The organism is Stenotrophomonas sp. 05N37 (assembly GCF_056397365.1).
Map to the genome: position 1 here is coordinate 71100 of NZ_JBFTNG010000003.1, position 21277 is coordinate 92376.

At 58.9% G+C, this 21277-nt stretch carries 20 protein-coding genes and 2 pseudogenes; 14 read left to right on the forward strand and 8 right to left on the reverse strand.

The annotated features are described in order from the left end of the window. Positions 1 to 646 precede the first annotated feature (646 nt). The 3 genes from AC1DGC_RS10905 to AC1DGC_RS10915 all read right to left on the reverse strand — a co-directional run bounded on the left by AC1DGC_RS10905 (position 647) and on the right by AC1DGC_RS10915 (position 2546). The gene (locus tag AC1DGC_RS10905; protein WP_394164324.1) at positions 647 to 1084 is read right to left on the reverse strand and encodes a hypothetical protein; all 438 of its coding nucleotides are present in this window, start codon (positions 1082 to 1084) and stop codon (positions 647 to 649) included. A 57-nt stretch (positions 1085 to 1141) separates the two neighbouring features. Further along, positions 1142 to 1939 carry a siderophore-interacting protein gene (locus AC1DGC_RS10910; RefSeq protein WP_259207336.1) on the reverse strand — a complete coding sequence of 266 codons (798 nt, stop codon included), beginning with the start codon at positions 1937 to 1939 and terminating at the stop codon, positions 1142 to 1144. Positions 1940 to 2042: 103 nt separating this feature from the next. Then, the gene (locus AC1DGC_RS10915) at positions 2043 to 2546 is read right to left on the reverse strand and encodes a PadR family transcriptional regulator (protein WP_394164323.1); all 504 of its coding nucleotides are present in this window, start codon (positions 2544 to 2546) and stop codon (positions 2043 to 2045) included. A 753-nt stretch (positions 2547 to 3299) separates the two neighbouring features. On the opposite strand from AC1DGC_RS10915, the gene aceE reads away from it, so the two are divergent. The 4 genes from aceE (at position 3300) to AC1DGC_RS10935 (ending at position 9475) form a co-directional block, all read left to right on the forward strand. After that, a complete protein-coding gene (gene aceE, locus AC1DGC_RS10920) occupies positions 3300 to 5987 on the forward strand; it encodes a pyruvate dehydrogenase (acetyl-transferring), homodimeric type (RefSeq protein WP_259207332.1) in 2688 nt (895 codons plus the stop codon). 233 nt (positions 5988 to 6220) lie between these two features. Further along, the gene (locus tag AC1DGC_RS10925; protein WP_478047997.1) at positions 6221 to 7024 is read left to right on the forward strand and encodes a DNA-methyltransferase; all 804 of its coding nucleotides are present in this window, start codon (positions 6221 to 6223) and stop codon (positions 7022 to 7024) included. 335 nt (positions 7025 to 7359) lie between these two features. After that, positions 7360 to 8913, forward strand: coding sequence for an AAA family ATPase (locus AC1DGC_RS10930; protein ID WP_478047840.1), 1554 nt, complete (start codon positions 7360 to 7362; stop codon positions 8911 to 8913). Then, positions 8882 to 9475 carry a hypothetical protein gene (locus tag AC1DGC_RS10935; RefSeq protein WP_478047841.1) on the forward strand — a complete coding sequence of 198 codons (594 nt, stop codon included), beginning with the start codon at positions 8882 to 8884 and terminating at the stop codon, positions 9473 to 9475. The genes AC1DGC_RS10930 and AC1DGC_RS10935 overlap by 32 nt, the downstream gene beginning before the upstream one ends. Before the next feature lie 167 nt (positions 9476 to 9642). Here AC1DGC_RS10935 and AC1DGC_RS10940 read toward each other — a convergent pair. After that, positions 9643 to 10034, reverse strand: a pseudogene (locus AC1DGC_RS10940) (integrase core domain-containing protein); the annotation flags it as partial. Between the two features lie 2 nt (positions 10035 to 10036). On the opposite strand from AC1DGC_RS10940, the pseudogene AC1DGC_RS10945 reads away from it, so the two are divergent. Further along, positions 10037 to 10638 (forward strand): annotated as a pseudogene (locus tag AC1DGC_RS10945) (integrase core domain-containing protein); the annotation flags it as partial. 117 nt (positions 10639 to 10755) lie between these two features. On the opposite strand, the gene avs5 reads toward AC1DGC_RS10945, so the two are convergent. The 3 genes from avs5 to AC1DGC_RS10960 form a co-directional block, all read right to left on the reverse strand. Continuing rightward, on the reverse strand, positions 10756 to 13035 hold the full coding sequence (gene avs5 / locus AC1DGC_RS10950; protein WP_478047842.1) for an AVAST type 5 anti-phage protein Avs5: 2280 nt from the start codon (positions 13033 to 13035) through the stop codon (positions 10756 to 10758). Positions 13036 to 13726: 691 nt separating this feature from the next. Beyond that, positions 13727 to 14500, reverse strand: coding sequence for an HNH endonuclease (locus AC1DGC_RS10955; protein WP_478047843.1), 774 nt, complete (start codon positions 14498 to 14500; stop codon positions 13727 to 13729). A gap of 137 nt (positions 14501 to 14637) precedes the next feature. Further along, positions 14638 to 14853: a hypothetical protein gene (locus AC1DGC_RS10960; protein WP_478047844.1), complete on the reverse strand. Its 216-nt coding sequence runs from the start codon at positions 14851 to 14853 to the stop codon at positions 14638 to 14640. Positions 14854 to 15186: 333 nt separating this feature from the next. On the opposite strand from AC1DGC_RS10960, the gene AC1DGC_RS10965 reads away from it, so the two are divergent. The 9 genes from AC1DGC_RS10965 to AC1DGC_RS11005 all read left to right on the forward strand — a co-directional run bounded on the left by AC1DGC_RS10965 (position 15187) and on the right by AC1DGC_RS11005 (position 19947). Beyond that, positions 15187 to 15486, forward strand: a complete 300-nt coding sequence (locus tag AC1DGC_RS10965) for a SymE family type I addiction module toxin (protein WP_478047845.1) — start codon at positions 15187 to 15189, stop codon at positions 15484 to 15486. A gap of 200 nt (positions 15487 to 15686) precedes the next feature. Next, complete coding sequence (locus AC1DGC_RS10970; protein WP_478047846.1) at positions 15687 to 16013, forward strand: hypothetical protein; 327 nt, start codon at positions 15687 to 15689, stop codon at positions 16011 to 16013. A gap of 164 nt (positions 16014 to 16177) precedes the next feature. Beyond that, positions 16178 to 16567, forward strand: a complete 390-nt coding sequence (locus tag AC1DGC_RS10975) for a DUF1963 domain-containing protein (protein ID WP_478047847.1) — start codon at positions 16178 to 16180, stop codon at positions 16565 to 16567. Positions 16568 to 16610: 43 nt separating this feature from the next. Further along, positions 16611 to 16943 carry a hypothetical protein gene (locus tag AC1DGC_RS10980; RefSeq protein ID WP_478047848.1) on the forward strand — a complete coding sequence of 111 codons (333 nt, stop codon included), beginning with the start codon at positions 16611 to 16613 and terminating at the stop codon, positions 16941 to 16943. A gap of 491 nt (positions 16944 to 17434) precedes the next feature. Further along, the gene (locus AC1DGC_RS10985; protein ID WP_478047849.1) at positions 17435 to 17761 is read left to right on the forward strand and encodes a hypothetical protein; all 327 of its coding nucleotides are present in this window, start codon (positions 17435 to 17437) and stop codon (positions 17759 to 17761) included. Positions 17762 to 17779: 18 nt separating this feature from the next. After that, positions 17780 to 18160: a zeta toxin family protein gene (locus AC1DGC_RS10990; RefSeq protein ID WP_478047850.1), complete on the forward strand. Its 381-nt coding sequence runs from the start codon at positions 17780 to 17782 to the stop codon at positions 18158 to 18160. A 397-nt stretch (positions 18161 to 18557) separates the two neighbouring features. After that, positions 18558 to 19199 carry a DUF1629 domain-containing protein gene (locus tag AC1DGC_RS10995; RefSeq protein WP_478047851.1) on the forward strand — a complete coding sequence of 214 codons (642 nt, stop codon included), beginning with the start codon at positions 18558 to 18560 and terminating at the stop codon, positions 19197 to 19199. Between the two features lie 174 nt (positions 19200 to 19373). Continuing rightward, positions 19374 to 19577, forward strand: coding sequence for a DUF1963 domain-containing protein (locus AC1DGC_RS11000; protein WP_478047852.1), 204 nt, complete (start codon positions 19374 to 19376; stop codon positions 19575 to 19577). Positions 19578 to 19698: 121 nt separating this feature from the next. Beyond that, the gene (locus tag AC1DGC_RS11005; protein ID WP_478047853.1) at positions 19699 to 19947 is read left to right on the forward strand and encodes a hypothetical protein; all 249 of its coding nucleotides are present in this window, start codon (positions 19699 to 19701) and stop codon (positions 19945 to 19947) included. 300 nt (positions 19948 to 20247) lie between these two features. On the opposite strand, the gene AC1DGC_RS11010 is transcribed toward AC1DGC_RS11005, so the two are convergent. Further along, positions 20248 to 21114 carry a hypothetical protein gene (locus AC1DGC_RS11010; protein ID WP_478047854.1) on the reverse strand — a complete coding sequence of 289 codons (867 nt, stop codon included), beginning with the start codon at positions 21112 to 21114 and terminating at the stop codon, positions 20248 to 20250. Positions 21115 to 21277: the final 163 nt, after the last annotated feature.

Consider the following 21277-nt stretch of genomic DNA (forward strand, 5'->3'; position numbering starts at 1 on the left):
CCGCCCGACGCACACTCGACGCGCCCACGCAGGGTAGAGCCGAGCCATGCTCGGCTGCCCTCCGTTCCGGCTCACGCACACCGCCAGCCGGGCATGGCCCGGCTCTACCTGCTCCGCAAGGGCCATGCACACCGCCAGACGCACACCCGACGCGCCCACACACGGTAGAGCCGAGCCATGCTCGGCTGCCCTCCGTTCCGGGCCACGCATACCGCCAGCCGGGCATGGCCCGGCTCCACCTGCTCCGCAAGGGCCATGCACACCGCCCGACGCACACCCAACGCGCCCACATAGGGGTAGAGCCGAGCCATGCTCGGCTGCCCTCCGTTCCGGGTCACGCACACCGCCAGCCGGGCATGGCCCGGCTCTACCTGATGCGTAGGGGTCATGCACACCGCCAGACGCACACCCGACGCGCCCACGCACGGTAGAGCCGAGCCATGCTCGGCTGCCCTCCGTTCCGGGTCACGCACACCGCCAGCCGGGCATGGCCCAGCTCTACCTGCGCCGTAAGCGGCGGTCAGCCTGCGGCCACCGCTGCGACCACACAGGGGTAGAGCCGAGCCATGCTCGGCTGCCCTCCGTTCCGGGTCACGCACACCGCCAGCCGGGCATGGCCCGGCTCTACTTACGCCGTAAGCAGCGGTCAGCCCGCGGCCACCGCCGCGACCACCTTGCCCAGCCACGCGGTGGTGAAATCGGTGGGCACCCGCCGGGCCGGTGCCGTCAATCCGCTGTCGCGCAGAAACGCGTGGGTGGCCTGCGCGTAACCCTGCCGGGCGATCAGCGAGGCCTGCTTCACCGCCGCCTGCTGCTTGCGCAGCTGCACGATCTGCAGGCTCGGCTTACCCGGCGCCGCATACTTCTGGTACCGGCGCAGCTCATCGGCCACCAGGCCGATATCGAGCGTGGCCTGCACCAGCGCGATCTGCGCCTGGGCCAGCGGCACCAGCGCCGCGCGCAGCGGCGCCACGTTGCCGGCCACCGAGGGCGCCAGCGCGTTCAAGGCCGCATCCAGGGCGGGGTCGGCGCGCTCGGCGCGGTCGATCAGGTCGGTCAGCGCCGAGGAAGAAACTGCTTGCATGGAAAGGCACCGGCCCAAAACGCGATTGTCGCATCCGTGGCCGGTGCCCGTCGCGGCTCAGTCGCCGTCGTGCTCGTCGGCGTGGGCCTTCCAGTAGCCCGTCGAGCGGATCCACTCCTTGGGCACGCCCAGGTGACCCTCGATGTACTTGCGCATCATCCGCGCCCGGCGCGACTCGGCGGCGATCCAGTAGAACGTATCGCCCTCCGGTTCCTCGAAGTCGGTGAACACATCCTCCAGCAGCGTGCTGCTGGACGCGTCGAAGCCATTGCGCTCCAGCCACGACACCCGGATGCGGTCGTCCTCCGGCAACTCCTGGCGGTCGCCGGATTCGGGGATCTCGATATACACCTCCGCATTGGCACCCTCCGGCAGCGTCTCCAGCCAGCGGCCGATCGCCGGCAGCGCCGTCTCGTCGCCGATCAGCACGTAGGTGTCGAAATCACGCGCGGTCATGTGCGAACCGCGCGGGCCGCCCACTGCGATCGCATCGCCCGGCTGGGCGTTGGCCGCCCAGCTCGAGGCCACGCCGTGCCCGTGCAGCACGAAATCGAGCGCCAGCTCACCGGCCTCCAGGTCCCACCAGCGCGGGGTGTAGTCGCGGGCGGGCGAGGGCTGCTGGCCCTCCGGGTAGCGCGGGCCCTCCGGGGTCATCGTGGGCACCACGAACTGGCCCTCGGCGTTGGGGAAGAACAGCTTCACGTGGTCGTCCGGCGAGGGCGAGTCGAAGCCTTCCAGTGCCGGCCCGCCCACGATCACCCGACGCATGCACGGACTGATCTCCTCGGTGCGCAGCACCTGCAGGGGGCGGAACGTCACGGTATGACGCAGCAGCTTGTTTTCATGCAAAGCCATGGGGAACACCTGTACTCAAATGCGCCGCAGCGCGGCGTAGGGGGAAGACCTGGCTGGCCGGGGCTGGCGGGGTCGAATGCGTTGAACAATGGGGGAGGGCATCTCAGCGTCCTTGCCCGCGGATGTGCGCGGCCGCCTCGCGCAGCGCCTGCGCCACGCTGCTGGCGTTGTCCTCGTTCCAGCGCCCGTGGCACTGGCCCAGGGCCGCCTTCAGCTCGCGCAGCCCGTCGCGCACGCTCGGCGGCAGGTTGGCCTTGGTGATCGTGCGCGCGCTGTCGCGCACCCGGCGCAGCGCCGCGTCCACCTCTTCGCGCTGGCCGGTCAATTCGGCCTGGCCCAGCGCGCTCAGCTGGTAGCGCTTGCGCCCGCCTTCCTCGATGGCACCCACCCAGCCGGCCGCCTCGAACTGCGCCAGCACCGGGTAGATCGAACCCGCGCTGGGCGTGTACACCCGCACGAACATGTCGCTGATCAGCTGGATCAGCTCATAGCCATGCCGCGGCTGCTCGTCCAGCAACGCCAGCACCAGCAGGCGCAGGTCGCCGCGGCTGAGCGGGCGTGCGGTCAGCGGGCGGGCAGGGCGGTCGAGGTCACGCGGAGTGGTCATTTCGATATATCGAATGCGATGGCGGAACGATATATCGAAAACCCACCCGCGGCCAGCAACGGCGCGCGCACGGCAGGGATGCGTTCAGGTGAATCGACCTACGTCGACACTTGGGCGAACCGCACGACCTGCGGCTTTCCGCCAGGCCATTCCCGCGTCACCGCCTGACGCTCCGGCCATGCGTTCCGCCGTCACTGCGCCTTCCACGCGCGATCGCGCCACCAAGCGAGATTCCCTCCCGACCCCACCGGTAATCCCGCGATCCACTCGTAATCCCGCCCCGGTGATCCCCGCCCCCGGTGATCCCTTGATAACCGTGATCCTCCGCCCCCCGGTGACCCCACGACCCAGCCGGTAGAGCCGGGCCATGCCCGGCTCACCGCGCGCAGCGCGGCGCTCCCCGGCGGCCGTCACCGCGACGGTGCGTACCCCGCATGGAACAGTCACTGCCAACGCCTCGCAAAAACGCCCCTGTTCCACACCCACCCGACCACGCCATCCACGCATCCCGCAAACGCCCCACACGCCCGCACTGTCCCCCTTCAACGCCCCGGCCATCGCACGAAGCGCAGCCAAAACACCGCGTGGAACCACCATCGCGCACCCACCCACCTGTCCCCCCACTGTCCCAAAGACAGCCCCCTCCGCTTCCATACGCACCCGTAGCGAAGTAAGCAAACCCCTTGGTGCGCTACACTTTGCGGCTAGAAATCTAAAACAGTCGCGCGCGTGCGTGCGGTCATGGGAGCGCAAATGAACTGGTTGAACGAGGTGCTGAACAACGACCCGAATCCTGTGGAAACCCAGGAATGGATCGAGTCGCTGAAGGCCGTAATTGATGTCGAGGGCCCTGAGCGCGCGCATCAACTGTTGGAAGGCATGGTGGAGCTCACCCGTCGTTCGGGCGCGTACCTGCCGTTCTCTCCCACCACCGAGTACGTGAACACCATCGCGCCGACCCTGGAGGCCAAGAGCCCGGGCAACGCCGAACTGGAATGGCGCATTCGTTCCATCATCCGCTGGAACGCGATGGCCACCGTCGTGCGCGCCAACCGCAAGCCCGGCGACCTGGGCGGTCACATCGCCTCCTTCGCCTCCGGCGCCACGCTGTACGACGTGGGCTTCAACCACTTCTGGCGCGCCCCCAGCGACAACCACCCCGGCGACCTGCTCTTCATCCAGGGCCACAGCGCCCCGGGCATCTATGCGCGCTCCTTCCTGGAAGGCCGCATCGACGAAGCCCAGCTGGACAAGTTCCGCATGGAAGTGGACGGCGGTGGCCTCTCCAGCTACCCGCACCCGTGGCTGATGCCCGATTACTGGCAGACCCCCACCGTCTCGATGGGCCTGGGCCCGCTGGCCGCCATCTACCAGGCGCAGTTCCTGCGTTACCTGGAAAACCGTGGCCTGATCGAGAAGTCCGACCGCAAGGTGTGGTGCTTCATCGGCGACGGCGAGAGCGACGAGCCGGAAACCCTGGGCGCGATCGCCCTGGCAGGCCGCGAAGGCCTGGACAACCTGATCTTCGTGGTCAACTGCAACCTGCAGCGCCTCGACGGCCCGGTGCGTGGCAACGGCAAGATCATCCAGGAACTGGAAGGCGTCTTCCGTGGCGGCGGCTGGAACGTGATCAAGCTGCTGTGGGGCGGTTACTGGGATGCCCTGCTGGCCAAGGACACCAACGGCGTCCTGCGCAAGCTGATGATGGAAACCGTCGACGGCGAATACCAGAACTGCAAGGCCTTCGGCGGCGCGTATACCCGCGAGCATTTCTTCGGCAAGTACCCGGAGACCGCCGCGATGGTCGCCGGCCTGTCCGACGACGACATCTGGCGCCTCAACCGTGGCGGCCACGATCCGCACAAGGTGTATGCCGCGTACCACGAAGCGGTGAACACCAAGGGCATGCCCACCGTGATCCTGGCCAAGACGGTCAAGGGCTACGGCATGGGCAGCGCGGGTGAAGCACTCAACCCGACCCACCAGACCAAGAAGCTGGACGACGACGCCGTCCGCCACTTCCGCGACCGCTTCAACATCCCGGTGACCGATGCGCAGTTGGCCGATGGCCAGGTGCCGTTCTACCACCCGGGCCCGGATTCGCCGGAAGTGAAGTACCTGCAGGAACGCCGCGCCGCCCTGGGGGGTTACCTGCCGCAGCGCCGTCGCAAGGCCGAAAAGAGCTTCGTCGCGCCCAAGCTGGAAAGCTACGAGCGCCTGCTCAAGAGCAGCGGCGAGCGCAGCTACTCCACCACCATGGCCTTCGTGCAGAGCCTGAACATCACCCTGCGCGACAAGGAACTGGGCCCGCACATCGTGCCGATCGTGGCCGACGAAGCCCGTACCTTCGGCATGGAAGGCCTGTTCCGCCAGATCGGCATCTACGCCCCGTTCGGCCAGAAGTACAAGCCGGTCGATGCCGACCAGCTCATGTTCTACCGCGAAGACCAGAGCGGCCAGGTGCTGCAGCAGGGCATCAGCGAGCCGGGCGCCATCGCCTCGTGGATGGCCGCCGGTACCAGCTACTCGGTCAGCAACGTGCCGATGCTGCCGTTCTACATCTACTACAGCATGTTCGGCTTCCAGCGCGTGGGCGACCTTGCCTGGCAGGCCGCCGACATGCGTACCCGTGGCTTCCTGCTGGGCGGCACCGCCGGCCGCACCACGCTGAACGGCGAAGGCCTGCAGCACGAAGATGGCTTCAGCCATCTGGTGGCCGGTGGCATCCCCAACGTGCGCAGCTATGACCCCACCTTCGGTTACGAAGTGACGGTGATCATGCAGCACGGCACCAAGGCCATGATGGAAGATCAGATTGACGAGTATTACTACGTCACCCTGATGAACGAAAACTACACCCACCCGGAAATGCCGGAAGGTGCCGCCGAATCCATCGTCAAGGGCATGTATCTGCTCACCGACGCCGGCAAGCCCAAGAAGGGCGAGCTGCGCGTGCAGCTGCTGGGTTCGGGCACCATCCTGCGCGAAGCCATTGCCGCGGCCGAGCTGCTGGACAAGGACTTCGGCGTGACCGCCGACATCTGGAGCTGCCCGAGCTTCAACGAGCTGCGCCGCGACGGCTTCGACGTGGAGCGCTACAACCGCTTCCACCCGGAAGGCGAGCAGCGCAAGGCGTTCGTGACCGAGCTGCTGGAAGGCCGCCAGGGCCCGGCGATTGCTGCCACCGACTACGTGCGTGCGTACGCGGACCAGATCCGCTCGTTCGTGCCGATGTCGTACACGGTGCTGGGTACCGATGGCTTCGGCCGTTCGGACACGCGTGCCAACCTGCGTCGCTTCTTCGAGGTTGACCGGTACTACATCGCGCATGCCGCGATTGCGGCGCTGGCGAAGGAAGGGAAGATGACCGGTAAGGATGTGGCGCGGGCGATCAAGCAGTACAAGATTGATCCTGAGAAGGCTAATCCTGTCGGGGTTTGAGTCAGTGAGAGCTTGGTGAACCAAGGGCGGCCGCAAGGCCGCCTTTTCCTTTGTTAGGATAGCGGCAACGTCTGAGTGAGCTCTCGGCCTCTCCGAAGTACCGGTAGCAGTTGCTCGGCATTCCTAGATGAACATTTAGTATGAATAGTGAACAAGTGTTGGCCAACCAAGCTGATTTGGCTGACTCCGAAGTGTCCATCGGGACTCCTGGGACCTCCTCTTTCGCCAAATTGATGGGGTCTGGTGAACGATGGAGCGTTTACTGCGGAGATGCGAAGCAGGTAATTGAATCAGTACTCCAAAATGAAAGCGTGGACTGCGTCGTTACCTCGCCTCCCTACTACTCTCAGCGTGACTATGGGGTAGAGGGGCAGATTGGTCTTGAGAGCTCTATTGATGAGTATGTTTCACGCCTCGCTAGCGTATTTCAAGAAATAAAAAGTAAGCTAAAAAAGGATGGCATAGTATTCATTAACATCGGAGATACATACTATTCTGCAAAAGGATTGCCGAAGGGAGGAGATCGGAAACATCGCGCGCGAAGGTTCGGACTGCGGCCTGTCGATGGCCCAGGTCTTGGTCTTCCAAGAAAGTCATTGATCGGGATTCCATGGAGAGTTGCACTCGCACTGCAGAAGGATGGCTGGACTTTACGGTCCTCCGTGATTTGGGTGCGGAGTGAGGCAATGCCGGAGCCGACTGCGCATGATAGGCCATGGAGAACGCATGAGAACGTTTTCATCTTCTCCAAGAGTCCGAAGTATCATTTTGATCGCGACGCACTGGATGGAGTGGAGGACGTATGGGAAATTTCTGCACGCCCTCGGCGAGAGGATAGGGCTCACGTAGCACCATTTCCTGATGCACTGGTGGAGAAGTGCATCTCCTTGGGCTGTAGAAACGGAGGGTTGGTGCTTGATCCGTTCTTGGGTAGTGGCACCACTGCGAGGGTTGCAGTGGCAATGGGGCGCCATGCCATAGGTGTGGACCTCAATGCTGATTATTGCCAGCACGCTGTAAAGCGAATCGAGGGGTAAAGATGTTTGTCTCATCAAACATGGTGGCAGATGCGCTAGTCGCCCTCCAAGGTGTTCATGCGTTCTACGGTTTTGCTTACCTCGCGTTTAAGCGTGCTGGATTGCCAGTGGGAACTCCCGCTGAGATAAATTTCAGTTCAGTGATGAACCAGCATCTCAATACACATTTCCGCCCTTTGCCTGGCGTTTCTGGTTACTACAGTCCATTCAAATCCTCTAGGCCTGCGCAGCGTTGGCTGGCTGAGCGTTACGGAAGCACTAGTCTCCAGAGAATCGTAGTTGATACATTTCAGCGCGCTTTTGTTCATGAAAAAGGTACCTCCTCTTGGTGCTGGGTGGACAATTACACTGAAGTTCTTTATCAGCTCCAAGAGGGGGTAAAGATTCCCGCGGCATCGCTGGCGAGTTGGCTTTACAGAGAGATTGATCTCGGAGATCATGCAACAATTGACGGGATGCTAGAGCGTCTTGTATCCGATTTCAGAATAACGAAAACCGAGTTCGCTGCTCTCTTTTACATCGAGGATAAATTTCGGCGAGATTTCGCAGATCTGCCCATGGGTACATCTGTGCTAGAGGACTTAATTGGCTCTCCCCCAGGTGCTGTGTCCACGAAAGGCGTTGCGTTGAATGAGCTTAGGATTAAGGGCGTCGGGCCCATTAATTCAATTTCGTATAGTCCCGGTCCCCGGATGAATATCATCACTGGGGACAATAGTCTCGGCAAGAGCCTTCTATTGGATGCGATATGGTGGGCACTTACTGGTTCTTGGGCTGCAAATAGTTTGCTTCCTCCGTTGCACTCTGGGCGAGAATCTCAGCTATTCGCGATTCTATCGATGAGGAAGGAGGGTGATACTAAAAGGAAAGCTCTCTTTAGCTGGAAGAATCGCTCATGGCTTATGGATGCTGCTGTACCCGGTGCCTCACTCGTGATCTATGCAAGACATGATGGCTCTGCGCTGGTGTGGGATCCTATGATTTCACCAGACGCCGTGGATGATTTGGTGAGATTACAACTCAGTGCCGACGAAATACGTAACGGCAAGACGAATAGGGATTATCGAATTTCGCTTTGCAACGGACTTATGTACGACTGGGTAAGCTGGCAGCTAAATCCATCCCGGCACCGTGAGCGGTGGGAGGCGCTGGAGGCGGCGCTTGCCTCCCTCTCGCCGGACGACGTAGTACTCCGTGCAGGAGACCCTGTGAAGCTCCCGCCCAACGAAATGGAGCTTCCAACCATAAGGATGCCTTATGGGGACGTTCTGCTCTCGCAGGCTTCGGCGGCTACCTCTAGGGTGCTCTCTCTCGCGTACTTGCTTGTCTGGGGGTGGTATAGGCATGTGGACGCAGCCCGAAGCTTTGATAGGCCGTCTGCAAGTAACATTGTCATCATTGTGGATGAGTTGGAGGCCCATCTCCATCCAAAGTGGCAGCGAACTGTACTCCCGTCGCTTTGTACCGCGATTGCTAAGGTTTCTGCGGCGAACGTGCAGCTGCATGTCGCAACGCACTCCCCCCTTGTGCTGGCTTCGATTGAGCCAGTATTCGATGAACAGCTCGATACTTTGTTCAAGTTCGACTACAGAGATGGAGAAGTCGAACTCAGAGAAATGGAATTTCAAAAGGAGGGTAGTGTCGATAGGTGGCTTACAAGTGATGTATTCGGTCTCGGTCAATCCCGCTCGCTAGTTGGTGAGCGCGCCATTGAGAGCGCTCATCTCGTGATGCTATCCAGAACCGAGAATAGAGAGTTCGCTGCGGAGGTTCATAGCAAATTGCTCTCTGCGCTCGCCGGAGACGATGACTTCTGGCCCAGGTGGTTACCTTACGCGATAAAAATGGGGATCGTAGATGCTGCCGGTAGTGCCGAAAGAGCCGATTAACCAACCGGATTTTGAGAGTAAGGTAAGGGCACCAGGGCTCAAATTCTTAATGGAGGTTCCTCGTCCCAAGGGCCGCCAATGGCGGGGAAAGGAGTATTGGCGAAACGCGATATCAATGATGCGCGATGTGTATGGCGGGGTTTGTCAATATTCCAGTCACTTTGTCCCTGATGATACAGGGGCGAACTCAGTGGAGCATTTCCTTCCTAAAGACCACAGGCCGGATTTGGCCTACGAGTGGAGTAATTTTCGATTTGTGTGTGGTCGTTTGAATGGACGGCGCGGTACCCGCAGTGTGGTCGACCCGATGTCCATACCCCTTGGCTTATTTGAGATTGTGTTTCCCGCACTGCTAATTCGAGTGGGAGAGGGATTTGACGCCGAACTGACTGCGTTGGCAGATGCTACTATCGGATATCTTGGTCTCAATGACGAGACAACTTGCGTGAGAACTCGTGTAAGGTGGTTTGGAAACTATAAAAGCGGCGCGATTAATTTTGCAGTGCTGGAGGAAATGGCGCCGTTTCTGGCTTTTGAAATAAAGCGACAGAACATCAGATAGCTGTGTAACTTGGGCCCGGCCTGGATGCCCCGGCTGTCGGGAGTGTCAGGAATCTTGTGTTGGGCATAACATGTTGAAAGGCAAAATTTATGCCAACCGGCGTCTCCCAGTCTGATTAACGGCCAACTTTAGAGTCCGTTGCTGATGTTATCTGTCTTCATTGCCATCTACGCGGCATCCTCGGCAGGTGTAATGCCACCAAATGCTTTTGGGGTCTTTCTTCGTTGTAGTCCCGTCGCCAGCTTTCGATGCTGGTTCGGGCATGGAGCAACGTCGGGAACCAGTGCTCGTTGAGACATTTATCGCGCAGACCCCGTTGAAGGACTCGGCGTGAGCATTCTGGTTCGGCTTTCCGGGCTCGATCAGACGCAAGGTGACGCCCTTCTTGAGCCCGCGCCACCAAGGCCTTACCGCAAAATGCCTTGCCGTTGTCTGTGCTGATCACCCGTGGCAAGCCGCGCTGCATGGCCAGTCTGCCCAGCACCCTGGACCCGCCTTGGCCGGATATGGCGCGCTCTGCTTCGATCGCAACTGCCTCGTGGGCGGCATCGTCAACGATAGCGAAGCTATCGCGCGTACAAGGCCATGAAGCTCAACGTGAGAAAAGCGGCCGAGCGCCGTCTTCCAAAACGTTAGCGGGTGCGCTGTATCTCCCAAGCATTCCCATACTATCTGGTCCATGGACTTAATGAGTGACGCACCGGCCTGCGGCAAACGATTCCGAACACTCAATATGGTCGATGACTCCAACCGCGAGGTGCGGCACATTGCGGGAAACCTCGCTCAACTCCGGGCGTCTGGTACGCGTATTCGAGCGGCTCAACCGCGATCATGGATTTCCGCAGGTTCTAAGATCGGAAGACGGTCCCGAAGTCCCTGGCGAAGTGTTTACCCAGTGGGCCAAGCTCTCTGGCGTAGCGCTGCGATAGATCCAAACTTGAAAACCCAACCAGAACGCCTTCATCGAACGCCTCAATCACACCTGCCTCGGGGAGGTGCTGGGCCGACACCTGTTCGCACGCCTAGAGGAAGTGCGCGAGGCAGTGCATTGGTGGATAATCGATTACAACGAGATCCGCCCACATGACTTATTCAGCGGCATGGGCCCCGTCGAGTACCGTACCGCTCACGCCAGAAGCTCCACTTTAGAAATGTCTGATTGACGGGGAGCTTACGAGAGAAAAGATGAGTTCCAGGCAATAGAAGACCCTGATCAGGCCGGAATCCGAGCAACAGAAAGACCTGCCACGGATCCCGGCGCGATGGAAGTTGGGGGGGGGTCAGCCAAAAAAGCTCGTGATATGTTGTATGCGCTCTCGTTGGGGGAGGAGTTCCAGTATTGCAGCATCGCGCAGCGCGCGGACTGTTTGACGCACCTCACTGACTTTTGCCATGTCATCGACATGGCGACGGTTATTGGCGTAGTTGCTAATTGACTCGTAACATGGATCAACAAATGAAACTAAATACTTCTTGTCTTTTGTAATTTTGTACCCGCGGGCAAAAAGCTGTGTCAACACTAATGTCGCACTGAAATAGGTGCGATTTTTCGTATCCGCTGTATCGAGCCTGACCTTCTTCGCATGGCGAACCCCGTCGGCAATCTCCTCTGCGTTCTGCGCCGAAATTAGCTCGGCTTTGGCGCGCTGCAACCAGTAATGTGAATCACCCTTATATATTTCAGAGATTTCAGTATAAAGGCTGCGAATAAATATTTTAACATTGCCGCCGCCTGATAGCTCATTGAGCTTGTCGAACCTAATCAGGTCCCTTGCTAATGTGGAAAATCCCTTGCTTTCCAGCGAAACGATTACGCGAACGAAGTCCTTGTAGGCCTGTTTGTCCTTATGAACAAGATCCTGGACGGCCTTGAGAAGCCAGACTGGCGAGTTGCAGGTCAAGACTGGGGAGCCAACCGGGGGGTACTCGATCTCAAACATACGGTCATTGGCCTTCACAAAGCCATCCACATCGAAGTGCTCCAGGACAGCGTCAATGTGCGTCTTCTCGGCTCCTCCAAATGCCGCGATCAAGATTAGAACCAGATATGTTTCATTCGCGAAGCTTTTGGAGAAAAGCTCGGAGTTGCCAAGCTCTCCCTTAAACTCCTCATAGCAACGGAAAGCAAAGCTGAGAAGGGTCTCGTCGTTCTTGTACAGAGGCAAGCCGCTTCCAGATAGGCTGCCTCTAAATGCTGCAGCTTCCGTATTGTCGAGGTCACTCTTCAGTGAGATCTCCTCAAACTTAATTTGCTTGTCTACCAGCTTGTGCCTGAGACTCTCGGCATCACCATTACTCGAGATGAATACTATTCGACTGGTCTGTTGGATCTCTGCCTTTAGTACCTCGTATGACGACTCGTGATCGAGAGAATTCGAGTCGAACAAAAATATATGAGATTGCAGCGATTGAAGCTCTCGACGGGAAGATGGGGAGTAGGAGTCTGTAGACCCCCAGAAAGTTATTCCATACTCTTTCAGTGCGAGGGCAAGCTGGAAGGCGAATATGGTCTTTCCAGAAAATCTCTTTCCGGTGACCAATAAGCACTGGTTATTTCTTAGTGATTTTACTGCCTCGTTTACCAAGGTTCTCGGCGCAAACGTACTGCTGGACCGCGCAATGCGCTTGCCGTCAGATATTTGGTAAACCGGACCGCCGCTGGCTATTAGCTTAATGGCGTCCTTCTGTGTCAGTCGGGAATCATTGAAGCCAAGGTCCCGCGTTGGACTAGTTCTTTTGACGCCTTGTAGTGTCCCAAAAATCCATTCATATATCTGGTTGTAATTGTCAAAGAAAATTACGGTTTCAATCCCGTAGTCTCTAAGTGTGATCTCTTCGGACAGGGTCGCTTTCCCTCTCTTTATGAATATGGATTTCGAAAATGGAGTGTTCTTTGTGAGGTGCATGAGGTCCATTTCCGCATCGAGGCTGCATCCGATAAACAGTAATGACGAATTCTGCGCCTCTTCCTCTAGGAATCCAAGTAACGCCTTGTTGCTTTCAATGCTATGGGCGTAATCTCTCCATGTAAATATCAAATTTGAGTCGTCCTCGGCGCAGAATTCTGAGATGTCGCCGTGCACCTTAAAAAGACATCTGTGTGAGCTTATGAACTCGCGTGATGTTTTTCTGTTCGGCCTTAGAATCTTATAAGAGCTGGAAACTCTCTCGATTGCATCGTCAATGTTGAAGGAAAAAATATGTGGCCAGTCTAGTCCCAAGAGGCGAGTCTTATGATTGTCGGAGAGGTCGACTTCAGAAAATATGCTCGCTAGTAGAGCTTGAGACTTCTTCTTTGTTATGTAGGCCGGCATCTCGAGCAGGCCGAATGCCAGCTTAAGCGAGCTAATGCCCTTAAGCTCCGCGGCCGCATCGGGCCTGCTCTCCATTGCGACCTTTACAATCAAGGCGGTCAGGCCGGCAGCGTCAGGGACTCGCCCGCGCTTCGCTGGTGCGTCCTTTGTGAAGCCGCTTCCGAAAAATGGAATAAGGCGAGAGGACTTAAATAGAGTTTGAATCCGATCTTTAGCCATTGCATCAGAAAAGTGAATCTGTTCCATCAGTATTTCCTTCTGTCTGCTAGTTATGAACGTTATTCGAAAGCTGCGGCGCGGGCCGGGGGGGCGATATTCATTCGCTCCATCACGATAATGTGAGCGTCAATCTGATTCTCCAATAGTCTCCGTTGACGCAGGGCGTATTATGGTTCGCACCTTGCCTGTCATCCGAGAGACATAAATAGAAGGGCGGAGCGGTTGCGATTCGCGAACTAGTCAATGGAAGAGCCTTCTTGCAGCGCCTCTAGGAACGTAGAGAATAAAGCGTTCATAGTCCATTGGACGGATGCTGGAGAACGGCCGACTCAAAGGCGTCAGGGTTGGGGTTCCCTCTGGCCAGCCAGTCTTCTCCGAACACTCGCATCTGCGCACTGGCAAGGTCTTCTGCACTAGCACCTGAGAATCCAGAGCCAGGGAGGCCCGACTCTTGCTGAACAACAAGGAGAGTTAGAGGCGGCAGCCCTTGCAGAATGCAGTACGACTGAATCGGCTCAAGCATCCTGCCGACGCCGCTTCGCGGAACCCCTATTAGGGACGAAACCTGGCTATAGGTGAGCGACTGCCTATTCTTTGCTGCCCAAGCCAGTAGTGCCCAGATTTGGCAAGCTCTTTCAGATCGAGTCATTTGTGCAAGTCCTTCAATTCAGGTCTCGTACGAGCGATGGGTCCCGGCTTTCCGGAGATTCGATTCAGACTACCAACGGCACATAGACCGATGCCACTCGAGTGACAGCTTGCCTGCGGTTGGGAAGCCCGTAGCAGTGTCTGGAAGCGGCACCCCGTGAAGCACACCGTATTCAGTCCGTTCTAGCTTTGGACTAACTACTACTCGCCTGGTCTCTGGGTCGACGGAGAGCAAGTAGAGATCAAAAATGGTGTGGATGTCAGCGCGAAGCAACAGGCCATTGCTAACAACATCTGTCTCACCATCTAAATATGGAAATACATGTGCAGCCTCCAGCACATCAACCACACCACATCCTGATACGGCGCATCGCCCTCCATAAGCCTCTATCAACGCCTTTCGAAACGCTAGCTGCCCTCTCCTTTGAACGATGCTTCTCATCGCCCGGACACGTTGATCCTGGGCGGTGGTCGGCGAGAAGTTTTCATCGTAGCCGAGCCCTGCCGAGGCATCAGCGAGCTCGGCCCTTACTGCCCTATCGGCCAACCCCGCCTCTACGTCACCAATGCGGGCCTGGATCATTGACGCCAAGCGCTTGGTCACGTTGGTGCCGACATTGGGCAGAGGTTTCAGGCCGGGAGTGAGGCGATAACCCAGCTCGTCCATCACCTGGGAGATGTTTCCGAACCTGCGAGCCCACGCGCCTACGTCCTTACCATGCTCCTCGGCCAGAGCGCGATAGGTTTGGGTCTTGTTGACCCTTTCGCCATTAACCAATTGCGCCCTCATGGCTAAATAGCCATCCACGGACGCCTGCAGTTGTTCATGAGTCCACCTCTTCATGCATCCATGCCCTGCTATGCGAACTCTTAGTTCGATAGGCAGAGTGTATGTCGAAGCAGGTGGGTGTGACGCAATCAGCTACATGTAATGTCCTGAAGCGGGCTAGGAATAGAGCACGGGCGGGGCTAAAAGGCCCCTTAGCTGCTCAGTCCGAGCCCCCGGACGGGCCGAAACGTATCCACGCGGGAAAGCTCATAGTCCTCCCCAAACGCCAAAGCAGCCTCCCTTGCCGGCAAGTCCGAGTAGCACTCCAACAGGTGCTGATCCATGCCCGCATCCGCACGGTCGATAGCGAAGACGCCCAACATGGCCTCGTCGAACGCCTCAAGCCAATCCCCGTCAATCCTGGTCATCTGTGGTCCTCCCGATAGGCCAGAGAGCATGCCGCCACCCCGTCCCAAGGCCTGCGACTGAACCGGGCCAGTTGCGTCGCACCGTAGACGCAGCCAACCAACCCCCGCCACATCAACAGGAACAAGCGATTTCCCATCCTCCGCACCAACGCGCATGGTGTTCATCGGAGCGTAGAAACTCTTCTAGTAGCAGAATGTTGGACGTCTATTTGTCGGGAGGGTGGCTAATACAACACCCTCGTGGAAATACGCCCGCCGGTTGCTACTAGACGGTTTCTAACCTCCCGACGCCCTTGCCATCCGGGCAAGGGCAAGCCCTGCAGGAGGTCCAACATGTTGACGCCGTGGGAAGACGAACCCGATGACGCGCGCCCCAAGCGCAAACCCTACGCCCGCCCCGCGCGCAGCTACCGCGTAGGCGCGCTGACGTACCCGGACCGCGAAGAGTACGGTCCCACCGAGATTGTTCCCTACCTCAAGCTGCGCGGCCGCTGGCTGGACAAGCTCGGCTTCGACGTAGGCGCCCGCCTGAAGGTGGAGGCCACGCACGGCATCATCACCCTTACGGTGGTGGAGCGGCCGGTGGTGGTGCCCCCAAAGATCCCCAGGAAGTTGCAGCGGCAAGCCCGTTGAGCGGCAGCGCTCACCCGGGCGGTGGGTACTTGCCCGGCTGTCGCGTGTCCGCCCGCATGAGCCGCATCGCTTCATGGCGCCACCGTGTGCCCGGGCCAGGCAACGTTGTGCGGCGGCAGGCGCAACGCCAACACGTCGCCGCGCGCCCGGTGCGGCGTGGATGTGCAACCCCTGTCATTACCCAGCAGAAGGAGCAACTCATGAACCAGAGTGTCTTCATGCAGCTAGAGATGGACGCCGCGTTACGCGCCCGCTTCCAGGATGCCGCAGCACGCGAGCAGCGCCCCGCCTCCAAGGTGCTGCGGCAGTTGATGCGGGAGTATGTGGCCAGGCAGTCCGAACCCGACGCAGTGCGGGCGGCCGGAGGCTTGGATGCCCCCCAGTATGCGATGTGCGGTGTGGGTGCATCGCCGGCAGGCGGTGACTTGGCCGAAGAAGCGCCGGCCTTTGCCCCAAATGATTGGGATATGGAGGAGATGGCGCGGCGGCAGCAAGGGTGGCACTGCTGTCCGTTTGGGATGGGTTGAGGCGGAGGTTTGTGTCATGTCTCCCTGCACGGTGCTCGCTCGATGGGAGAGTTGCCGCTGGGGATTTTCAGGGGTTTCCTATATCCGGCCCTATGGGCCGGGTTTCAAACTAGCCCGGCAATGCTGAATGACTTGCCTCGCCTCGTCCCTTGGAGATACAACGAATGGATTCCTGCTTCCCGTACGACGCCGCTTTGCGCGACCATCCCGCCGGAGCCGAACTGGAGGCGTACTTCCCCAGGCACCGTAAGACAGGGACCATGCTACAGCGTCCTCATCCACCCACGGCCTTCCCACAGGCGAGGAGCCGCTTGGGCGGACTTCTACAATTGCCGCCGGGACTGAAATGGCTGATTGGCGCAACTTACGGCGAGCCAGCGCCCAATCACTTCCTGGCGCAGATCGATTGCGCTGAGTTGCCCCGCATGGAGCCGCAGATGCCCGAGCAGGGCATGTTGTTCTTCTTCGCTGCGAATGACGAAGAGCAGAGGCGGGATGAAGACACACCTCAGAAGCGCGTGCACGAGCGGAACCGAGTTCCGGCTGACATGTGATCATTGAAGAGGCATTGGCCGCAATGAAAAAGGGAGCGCCATCTTGACCACTAATCATCCCCCCGTTCCTGCGAAGCTGCTGGAGAAGCTCCGCGACTACCCCGATCATATAGAGCGCCTCCAAGAGGTGCTGAACATCGTTGCGGCAACGCCACCTTCGTTAATTCCCAGATTGGAACGCGCCATAGAAGCGTTGCAAGGACGGTTGGGTACGTTCATAGTCGAAGCAAGGCGTGAACTCAACCAGGTAATGTCCAGTGGCGATCCCCGTCTGATTGCAGCTGCGGAAGCGAAGGCCGGTCTAGTGTCGCAAATTCGTCTAAAGCACGTATGGATGACTGATAAGGTGTTTTCCGTGTACTTCTCAGGTGTATAACGACGGGCGTGTTCTACGTCATCCGAACGGACTGGCCTTCAGCCCTGAGCAGAGCGCCGCGTTCGTGTCCTCCTCCGGTGGCGACGTCGCCGGCGGGCGAGGTCCGTATCCCGCTGGAGCCGAGGGCTTCGGCGTAGCGCTGGATGAGGCGCGCGATCGCCGGGGAGCGGCAACACCTTCCCGTTGCACGGGTACTCCGGGTGTTGATGCGGGGGTGCGCCGCCACGCAGCCAGACTGTCCTGGATTCAATCTGCTCTCTTTTGACCTGGTGGCCGACCATCACGCCTCGCATGCCTTGATCTCAGCGCAGATTCGGTTCCGACCTCCCTGCTTCGCTCCATAGGGAGCAGCTGCCCATATCGTCGCGGCGCTGCTGACAGATGTGCGATAGCGCCAACGCGGGCGAAATGGGATCCAGAGCTCTAGATAATGCGAATCCCAACGTGTGATAGTTCCCCAGGCACAAAGTTCGCTCTAAAGGATGCACTTCATGCCTGTTTCTCAGCCACCGGTTCCCGCCAAACTCGTAGAGAAGCTACAACAGTATCCAGAACTCATCGATCGTCTTCAGGACGTTTTGAACGATGTTGAAGCGAAGCCTGCTTCCATCATCCCTCGATTTGAGCGTGCGGTAGACGCTTTGGAGGGACGCTTGGATAGCTTCATGGTCGAGGCGAGAGGCGAGCTCGAGCGGATGAGGGCTTCCGCTGATCCAGGCCTTGTGGCCGCAGCAGAGTCAAAGTTCCGCCTGATCTCCCAGATTGGCCTGAAGCAGTTCTGGATAGGCGATGAGGCGCTTTGGCAATTTTTCAAATAAGCATAAGGATGTGCTGAGATGGATCGTTCGAGCGATGTGCTGCCGGATGAGGAACATGCCCGTATCTTCAGAGATCCGGTTGTTCCGGCTCTCAACCTGGACCTGGCTGCGTCGCAGCAACGACCTGCTGCTGTGATTTTGGGAGGGCAACCTGGCTCCGGCAAAGGCGGCCTCGCCAGGGCAGCCCAACTCGAGTTCGGCAGCGATGTCATCACCGTTGATCCTGACGAACTTCGCAGGTTTCATCCTGGGGTAAGCGACTTTAGACGCGAAAATCCATATACATGGTCTGGACGGACGCATGCAGATGCTGGCGCTTGGGCTGCAGAGTTGCTGGAAGCTACTGTCTCCGAAAGAAAGAACCTTATATTTGACACCACCCTGAGTAATGGCAAGTGAGCGTCGGAATCGCTGATCAAGGACCTGCAGAGCAAGGGCTACCACGTCGAGGTCCGAGTCGTAGCTACCCCTGGACCGCTCCTCAATAGATTGGCGGAGACACCATCGCGATCGATCATCAAATTCGGCTGGCGCCTTCACGTCAGAGCAGTGCAAATGGGTCTTTGCTGATGCACGGATCTGGGTGGTGGTATCCGTGCATGGTCTTAACTCCAAGATGGACACCGCCCCCCAGGCTGCAGACCACTTAGACACTCCGGGAGGTCGCCTCACGGCCATCGGCTCAATGTCAGAGACTTGCATAGCACCCCGAGGGACCACGCCGCTGGAACAGAATGCACAGCTCGCGCTAGTCTGTGTCGGACACAATAGCTACAACTGCTACAGGCTCAAAAAAATGGAGGCATCAAGGGAAAATCTGCCAACTCGCGGCGAGTTCTATCTCCTCATGCCAGATACCACCCGGGGTGGGCGAGGGCACGGCGTAGAGATCGAAAACGAAGAGGCGCTGCTGACGCCTCCAAGAATGATAATCCGACCGCGCGAAGGTGGCTTCCCGGTTCTCAAAGAAAAGCCTCGCCTGCGTCACTATCCAGAGGTAGGTGATCCGCCAGAGGACCTGGAGGGTGGTCTGAGCGGCTACTGGCTTGTATCAGGGCACCTGAAAGACGTGCTCTCCAAGGTGGATCCGGCCGGCTTCGAGTTCGTGGAGTGCGATTATCGTCAGGCCGACGGATCGGAAGGGTCACGCTACTACTTGTGTGAAGTAGCACGTCAGTTGGATGCGCTTGACGAACGCAACTCAAAGCTGACTATCGAAGTCAGCGATGAGTTCGTCGCCGGAAAGTTCTATGACCTGTCGGGCGGCACCAGTCTGGCTTTTCGCAAGGACGTCGTTGGTGAGGCGCATGTGTTCCGCACGCCATACTCGGGTTTCACCCTCTGTGACCGATTGCTGCGGGATGCCGTTTGGGACGCAGGCATCGGTGGCCCTGAAAAGTCTTCGGGACTTCGCTTTAAGGATGCCGCCGACCTTTGATTCATCATCTGGGCTCAAGGAAGAGATTGGGAAATGCCTCGTAAAGGACCTGTTTCTCAAGGCAGCCACGTAATTGAACGGCATCCACTCAGAAGGGATGAGCTACCGAAGATCAGCCGGTTGGGCTGGTTCAGCAGGATGCCTTTGAACTGCCGCCGGGTCTGAAGCAGCCGATTGGCGCACCTACCGCCAGTAGGCGTCCACTCCCCCCTGGCGCAGATCGATTGCGCCGAGTTACCCCGCGTGGATACGCAGGTGCCGGAGCAGGGCATGTTGTCCCTCGTCGCTGCGAATGACGAAAAGCAGAGATGGGACGGAGACGCCCCCAGGAGTACCTCCGCGTGGGCAGCCGAGTTCAGGCTGACATGTGACAAATAAAGAGGCATTGGCCGCAATAGAAGGAGAGCGCCATCTTGACTGCTGATCGCCCCCCCCCCGTTTCTGTGAAGCTGCTGGGGAAGCTCCGCGACTACGCCGATCATATAAAGCGCCTCCAGAGGTGCTGAACATCATTGCAGCAGCGGCACCTTCGGTCATCCCCGGACTGGAACGCGCCATAGAGGCGCTGCAAGGGCAGTTGGGTACGTTCATGGTCGAAGCAAGAAGTGAACTCAACCAGGCAAACGCCAGTGGCGATCCTCGTCTGATTGCAGCTGCCGAAGCGAAGTTCAGTCTGATGTCGCAGATTCGTCTACAGCATGCATGGATGACTGATAGGGCATTTTCTGGACACTTCGCAGGTGCATAAGGATGGTCGTGCTCCACGTCTTCCGAACGGACTGGCCATCAGCCCCTAGCAGAACGCCGTGTTCGTGACCTCCTCCGGAGGCTTGGGCGACGCCGCCGACCCAGCCCAGGTGGTGCGTCTCAACCCGGGGTGCTGGCGGTCGAGGTGCGTATCCCGCTGGCGCGCGAGGGACTCGGCGTGGTGCTCCATGAAGCGCGCGATCGCCTGGGGCGCCAGCACCTTCCAGTTGCACAGGTGCTCAGGCCGCTGATGCGGGAGTACGTGGCCACGCAGCCAGACCGCCCTTGATTCAATCTGCTCTCAGTTGACCTGGTACCTGTCCATCACACCGCGCATGGCATCCTCCATGCGCCTCCAGTCCTTGAGCAGGACGCGTGGATAGCTCACGTCGAAGGCGATGCGCTTCTGTGCATCCACGAAGTGATGGCTGCACATTGCGGCTCGCCCACTTCCGTCGGGAGTCACCTGGTCTCCGCTTAATAGCAGCCCATCCTGTCTCAGGCGCTGACTGCTACACGCGATGAAGGTAACCAGCGCTCCGTCTGTCGAACGGGCGATGTACCAGTCTTTCTCGCCATCGGGATTCCGCAGAAGCTGCTGACCGTATGTGGCTTCATACTCCGCGGCGAACGGCGGCATGCGGACTTCGTCGATCACGTACGGGGACAGGCCGAAAACCTCCGGTTGCCTTGCGCGAAGCTCGAGACGCGCGCGCGGATCCCGGCGGCGCAGCGAACCGGCTTCCGTGGTCCCATCGGTGGTGACCATTCGATCAAGCACGGACTCGATCGGTATCCTGTCTATGGGTACAACGGTCGCGCTGACCTGACGATACTGCTCATCTGCCGTTCGCACCGGGTAGTTGCCAGGCGGAGCTGCGTCCAGCGTTGGCCAGAACAACGTTAGCTCAAGCCCTATGTCCGGAGAGGGGCCCACCTGGTCGTTGAAGTAGTTGGCGGGGATCATGAAGCGATGCAGCCCAAGGCGTGCCTCTGCCGGCGCGTTGGTGTACGTGCGCCCAGCCACGTCCTTCTTGAGGATCGGCTCTCCTGACGGGCCAGCCTCCCTGCCTTGGCCGTGCACGTCCGATGTCTTCGCACAGCCGCCGACGCTCACGATCACACCCAGCACCAGTGCCACCCATCTGCGATAAGACAGTTCGCTCATGATCATTCCATTGCATGCCCTGCTCAAGACTATCTGATATGGAGGAGCCGAGCGCATGGCGCCTGGAATGTTGCTCAGACCGGTACGGTCTTTGGCATCCAGCACCAGCAAGCGGCGATCCAGGTCAGTGCTGGGGGCGCACCTGGAGAAAGGCGCTCTCGGC

What these genes read in the sequence shown, in the direction of transcription:
- AC1DGC_RS10905 (WP_394164324.1), bottom strand. Translation starts at nt 1,084, where the DNA reads ATGCAAGCAGTTTCTTCCTCGGCGCTGACCGACCTGATCGACCGCGCC.
- AC1DGC_RS10910 (WP_259207336.1), bottom strand. Translation starts at nt 1,939, where the DNA reads ATGGCTTTGCATGAAAACAAGCTGCTGCGTCATACCGTGACGTTCCGC.
- AC1DGC_RS10915 (WP_394164323.1), bottom strand. Translation starts at nt 2,546, where the DNA reads ATGACCACTCCGCGTGACCTCGACCGCCCTGCCCGCCCGCTGACCGCA.
- aceE (WP_259207332.1), top strand. Translation starts at nt 3,300, where the DNA reads ATGAACTGGTTGAACGAGGTGCTGAACAACGACCCGAATCCTGTGGAA.
- AC1DGC_RS10925 (WP_478047997.1), top strand. Translation starts at nt 6,221, where the DNA reads ATGGGGTCTGGTGAACGATGGAGCGTTTACTGCGGAGATGCGAAGCAG.
- AC1DGC_RS10935 (WP_478047841.1), top strand. Translation starts at nt 8,882, where the DNA reads ATGCTGCCGGTAGTGCCGAAAGAGCCGATTAACCAACCGGATTTTGAG.
- avs5 (WP_478047842.1), bottom strand. Translation starts at nt 13,035, where the DNA reads ATGGAACAGATTCACTTTTCTGATGCAATGGCTAAAGATCGGATTCAA.
- AC1DGC_RS10955 (WP_478047843.1), bottom strand. Translation starts at nt 14,500, where the DNA reads ATGAAGAGGTGGACTCATGAACAACTGCAGGCGTCCGTGGATGGCTAT.
- AC1DGC_RS10960 (WP_478047844.1), bottom strand. Translation starts at nt 14,853, where the DNA reads ATGACCAGGATTGACGGGGATTGGCTTGAGGCGTTCGACGAGGCCATG.
- AC1DGC_RS10965 (WP_478047845.1), top strand. Translation starts at nt 15,187, where the DNA reads ATGTTGACGCCGTGGGAAGACGAACCCGATGACGCGCGCCCCAAGCGC.
- AC1DGC_RS10970 (WP_478047846.1), top strand. Translation starts at nt 15,687, where the DNA reads ATGAACCAGAGTGTCTTCATGCAGCTAGAGATGGACGCCGCGTTACGC.
- AC1DGC_RS10975 (WP_478047847.1), top strand. Translation starts at nt 16,178, where the DNA reads ATGGATTCCTGCTTCCCGTACGACGCCGCTTTGCGCGACCATCCCGCC.
- AC1DGC_RS10985 (WP_478047849.1), top strand. Translation starts at nt 17,435, where the DNA reads ATGCCTGTTTCTCAGCCACCGGTTCCCGCCAAACTCGTAGAGAAGCTA.
- AC1DGC_RS10990 (WP_478047850.1), top strand. Translation starts at nt 17,780, where the DNA reads ATGGATCGTTCGAGCGATGTGCTGCCGGATGAGGAACATGCCCGTATC.
- AC1DGC_RS10995 (WP_478047851.1), top strand. Translation starts at nt 18,558, where the DNA reads ATGGAGGCATCAAGGGAAAATCTGCCAACTCGCGGCGAGTTCTATCTC.
- AC1DGC_RS11010 (WP_478047854.1), bottom strand. Translation starts at nt 21,114, where the DNA reads ATGAGCGAACTGTCTTATCGCAGATGGGTGGCACTGGTGCTGGGTGTG.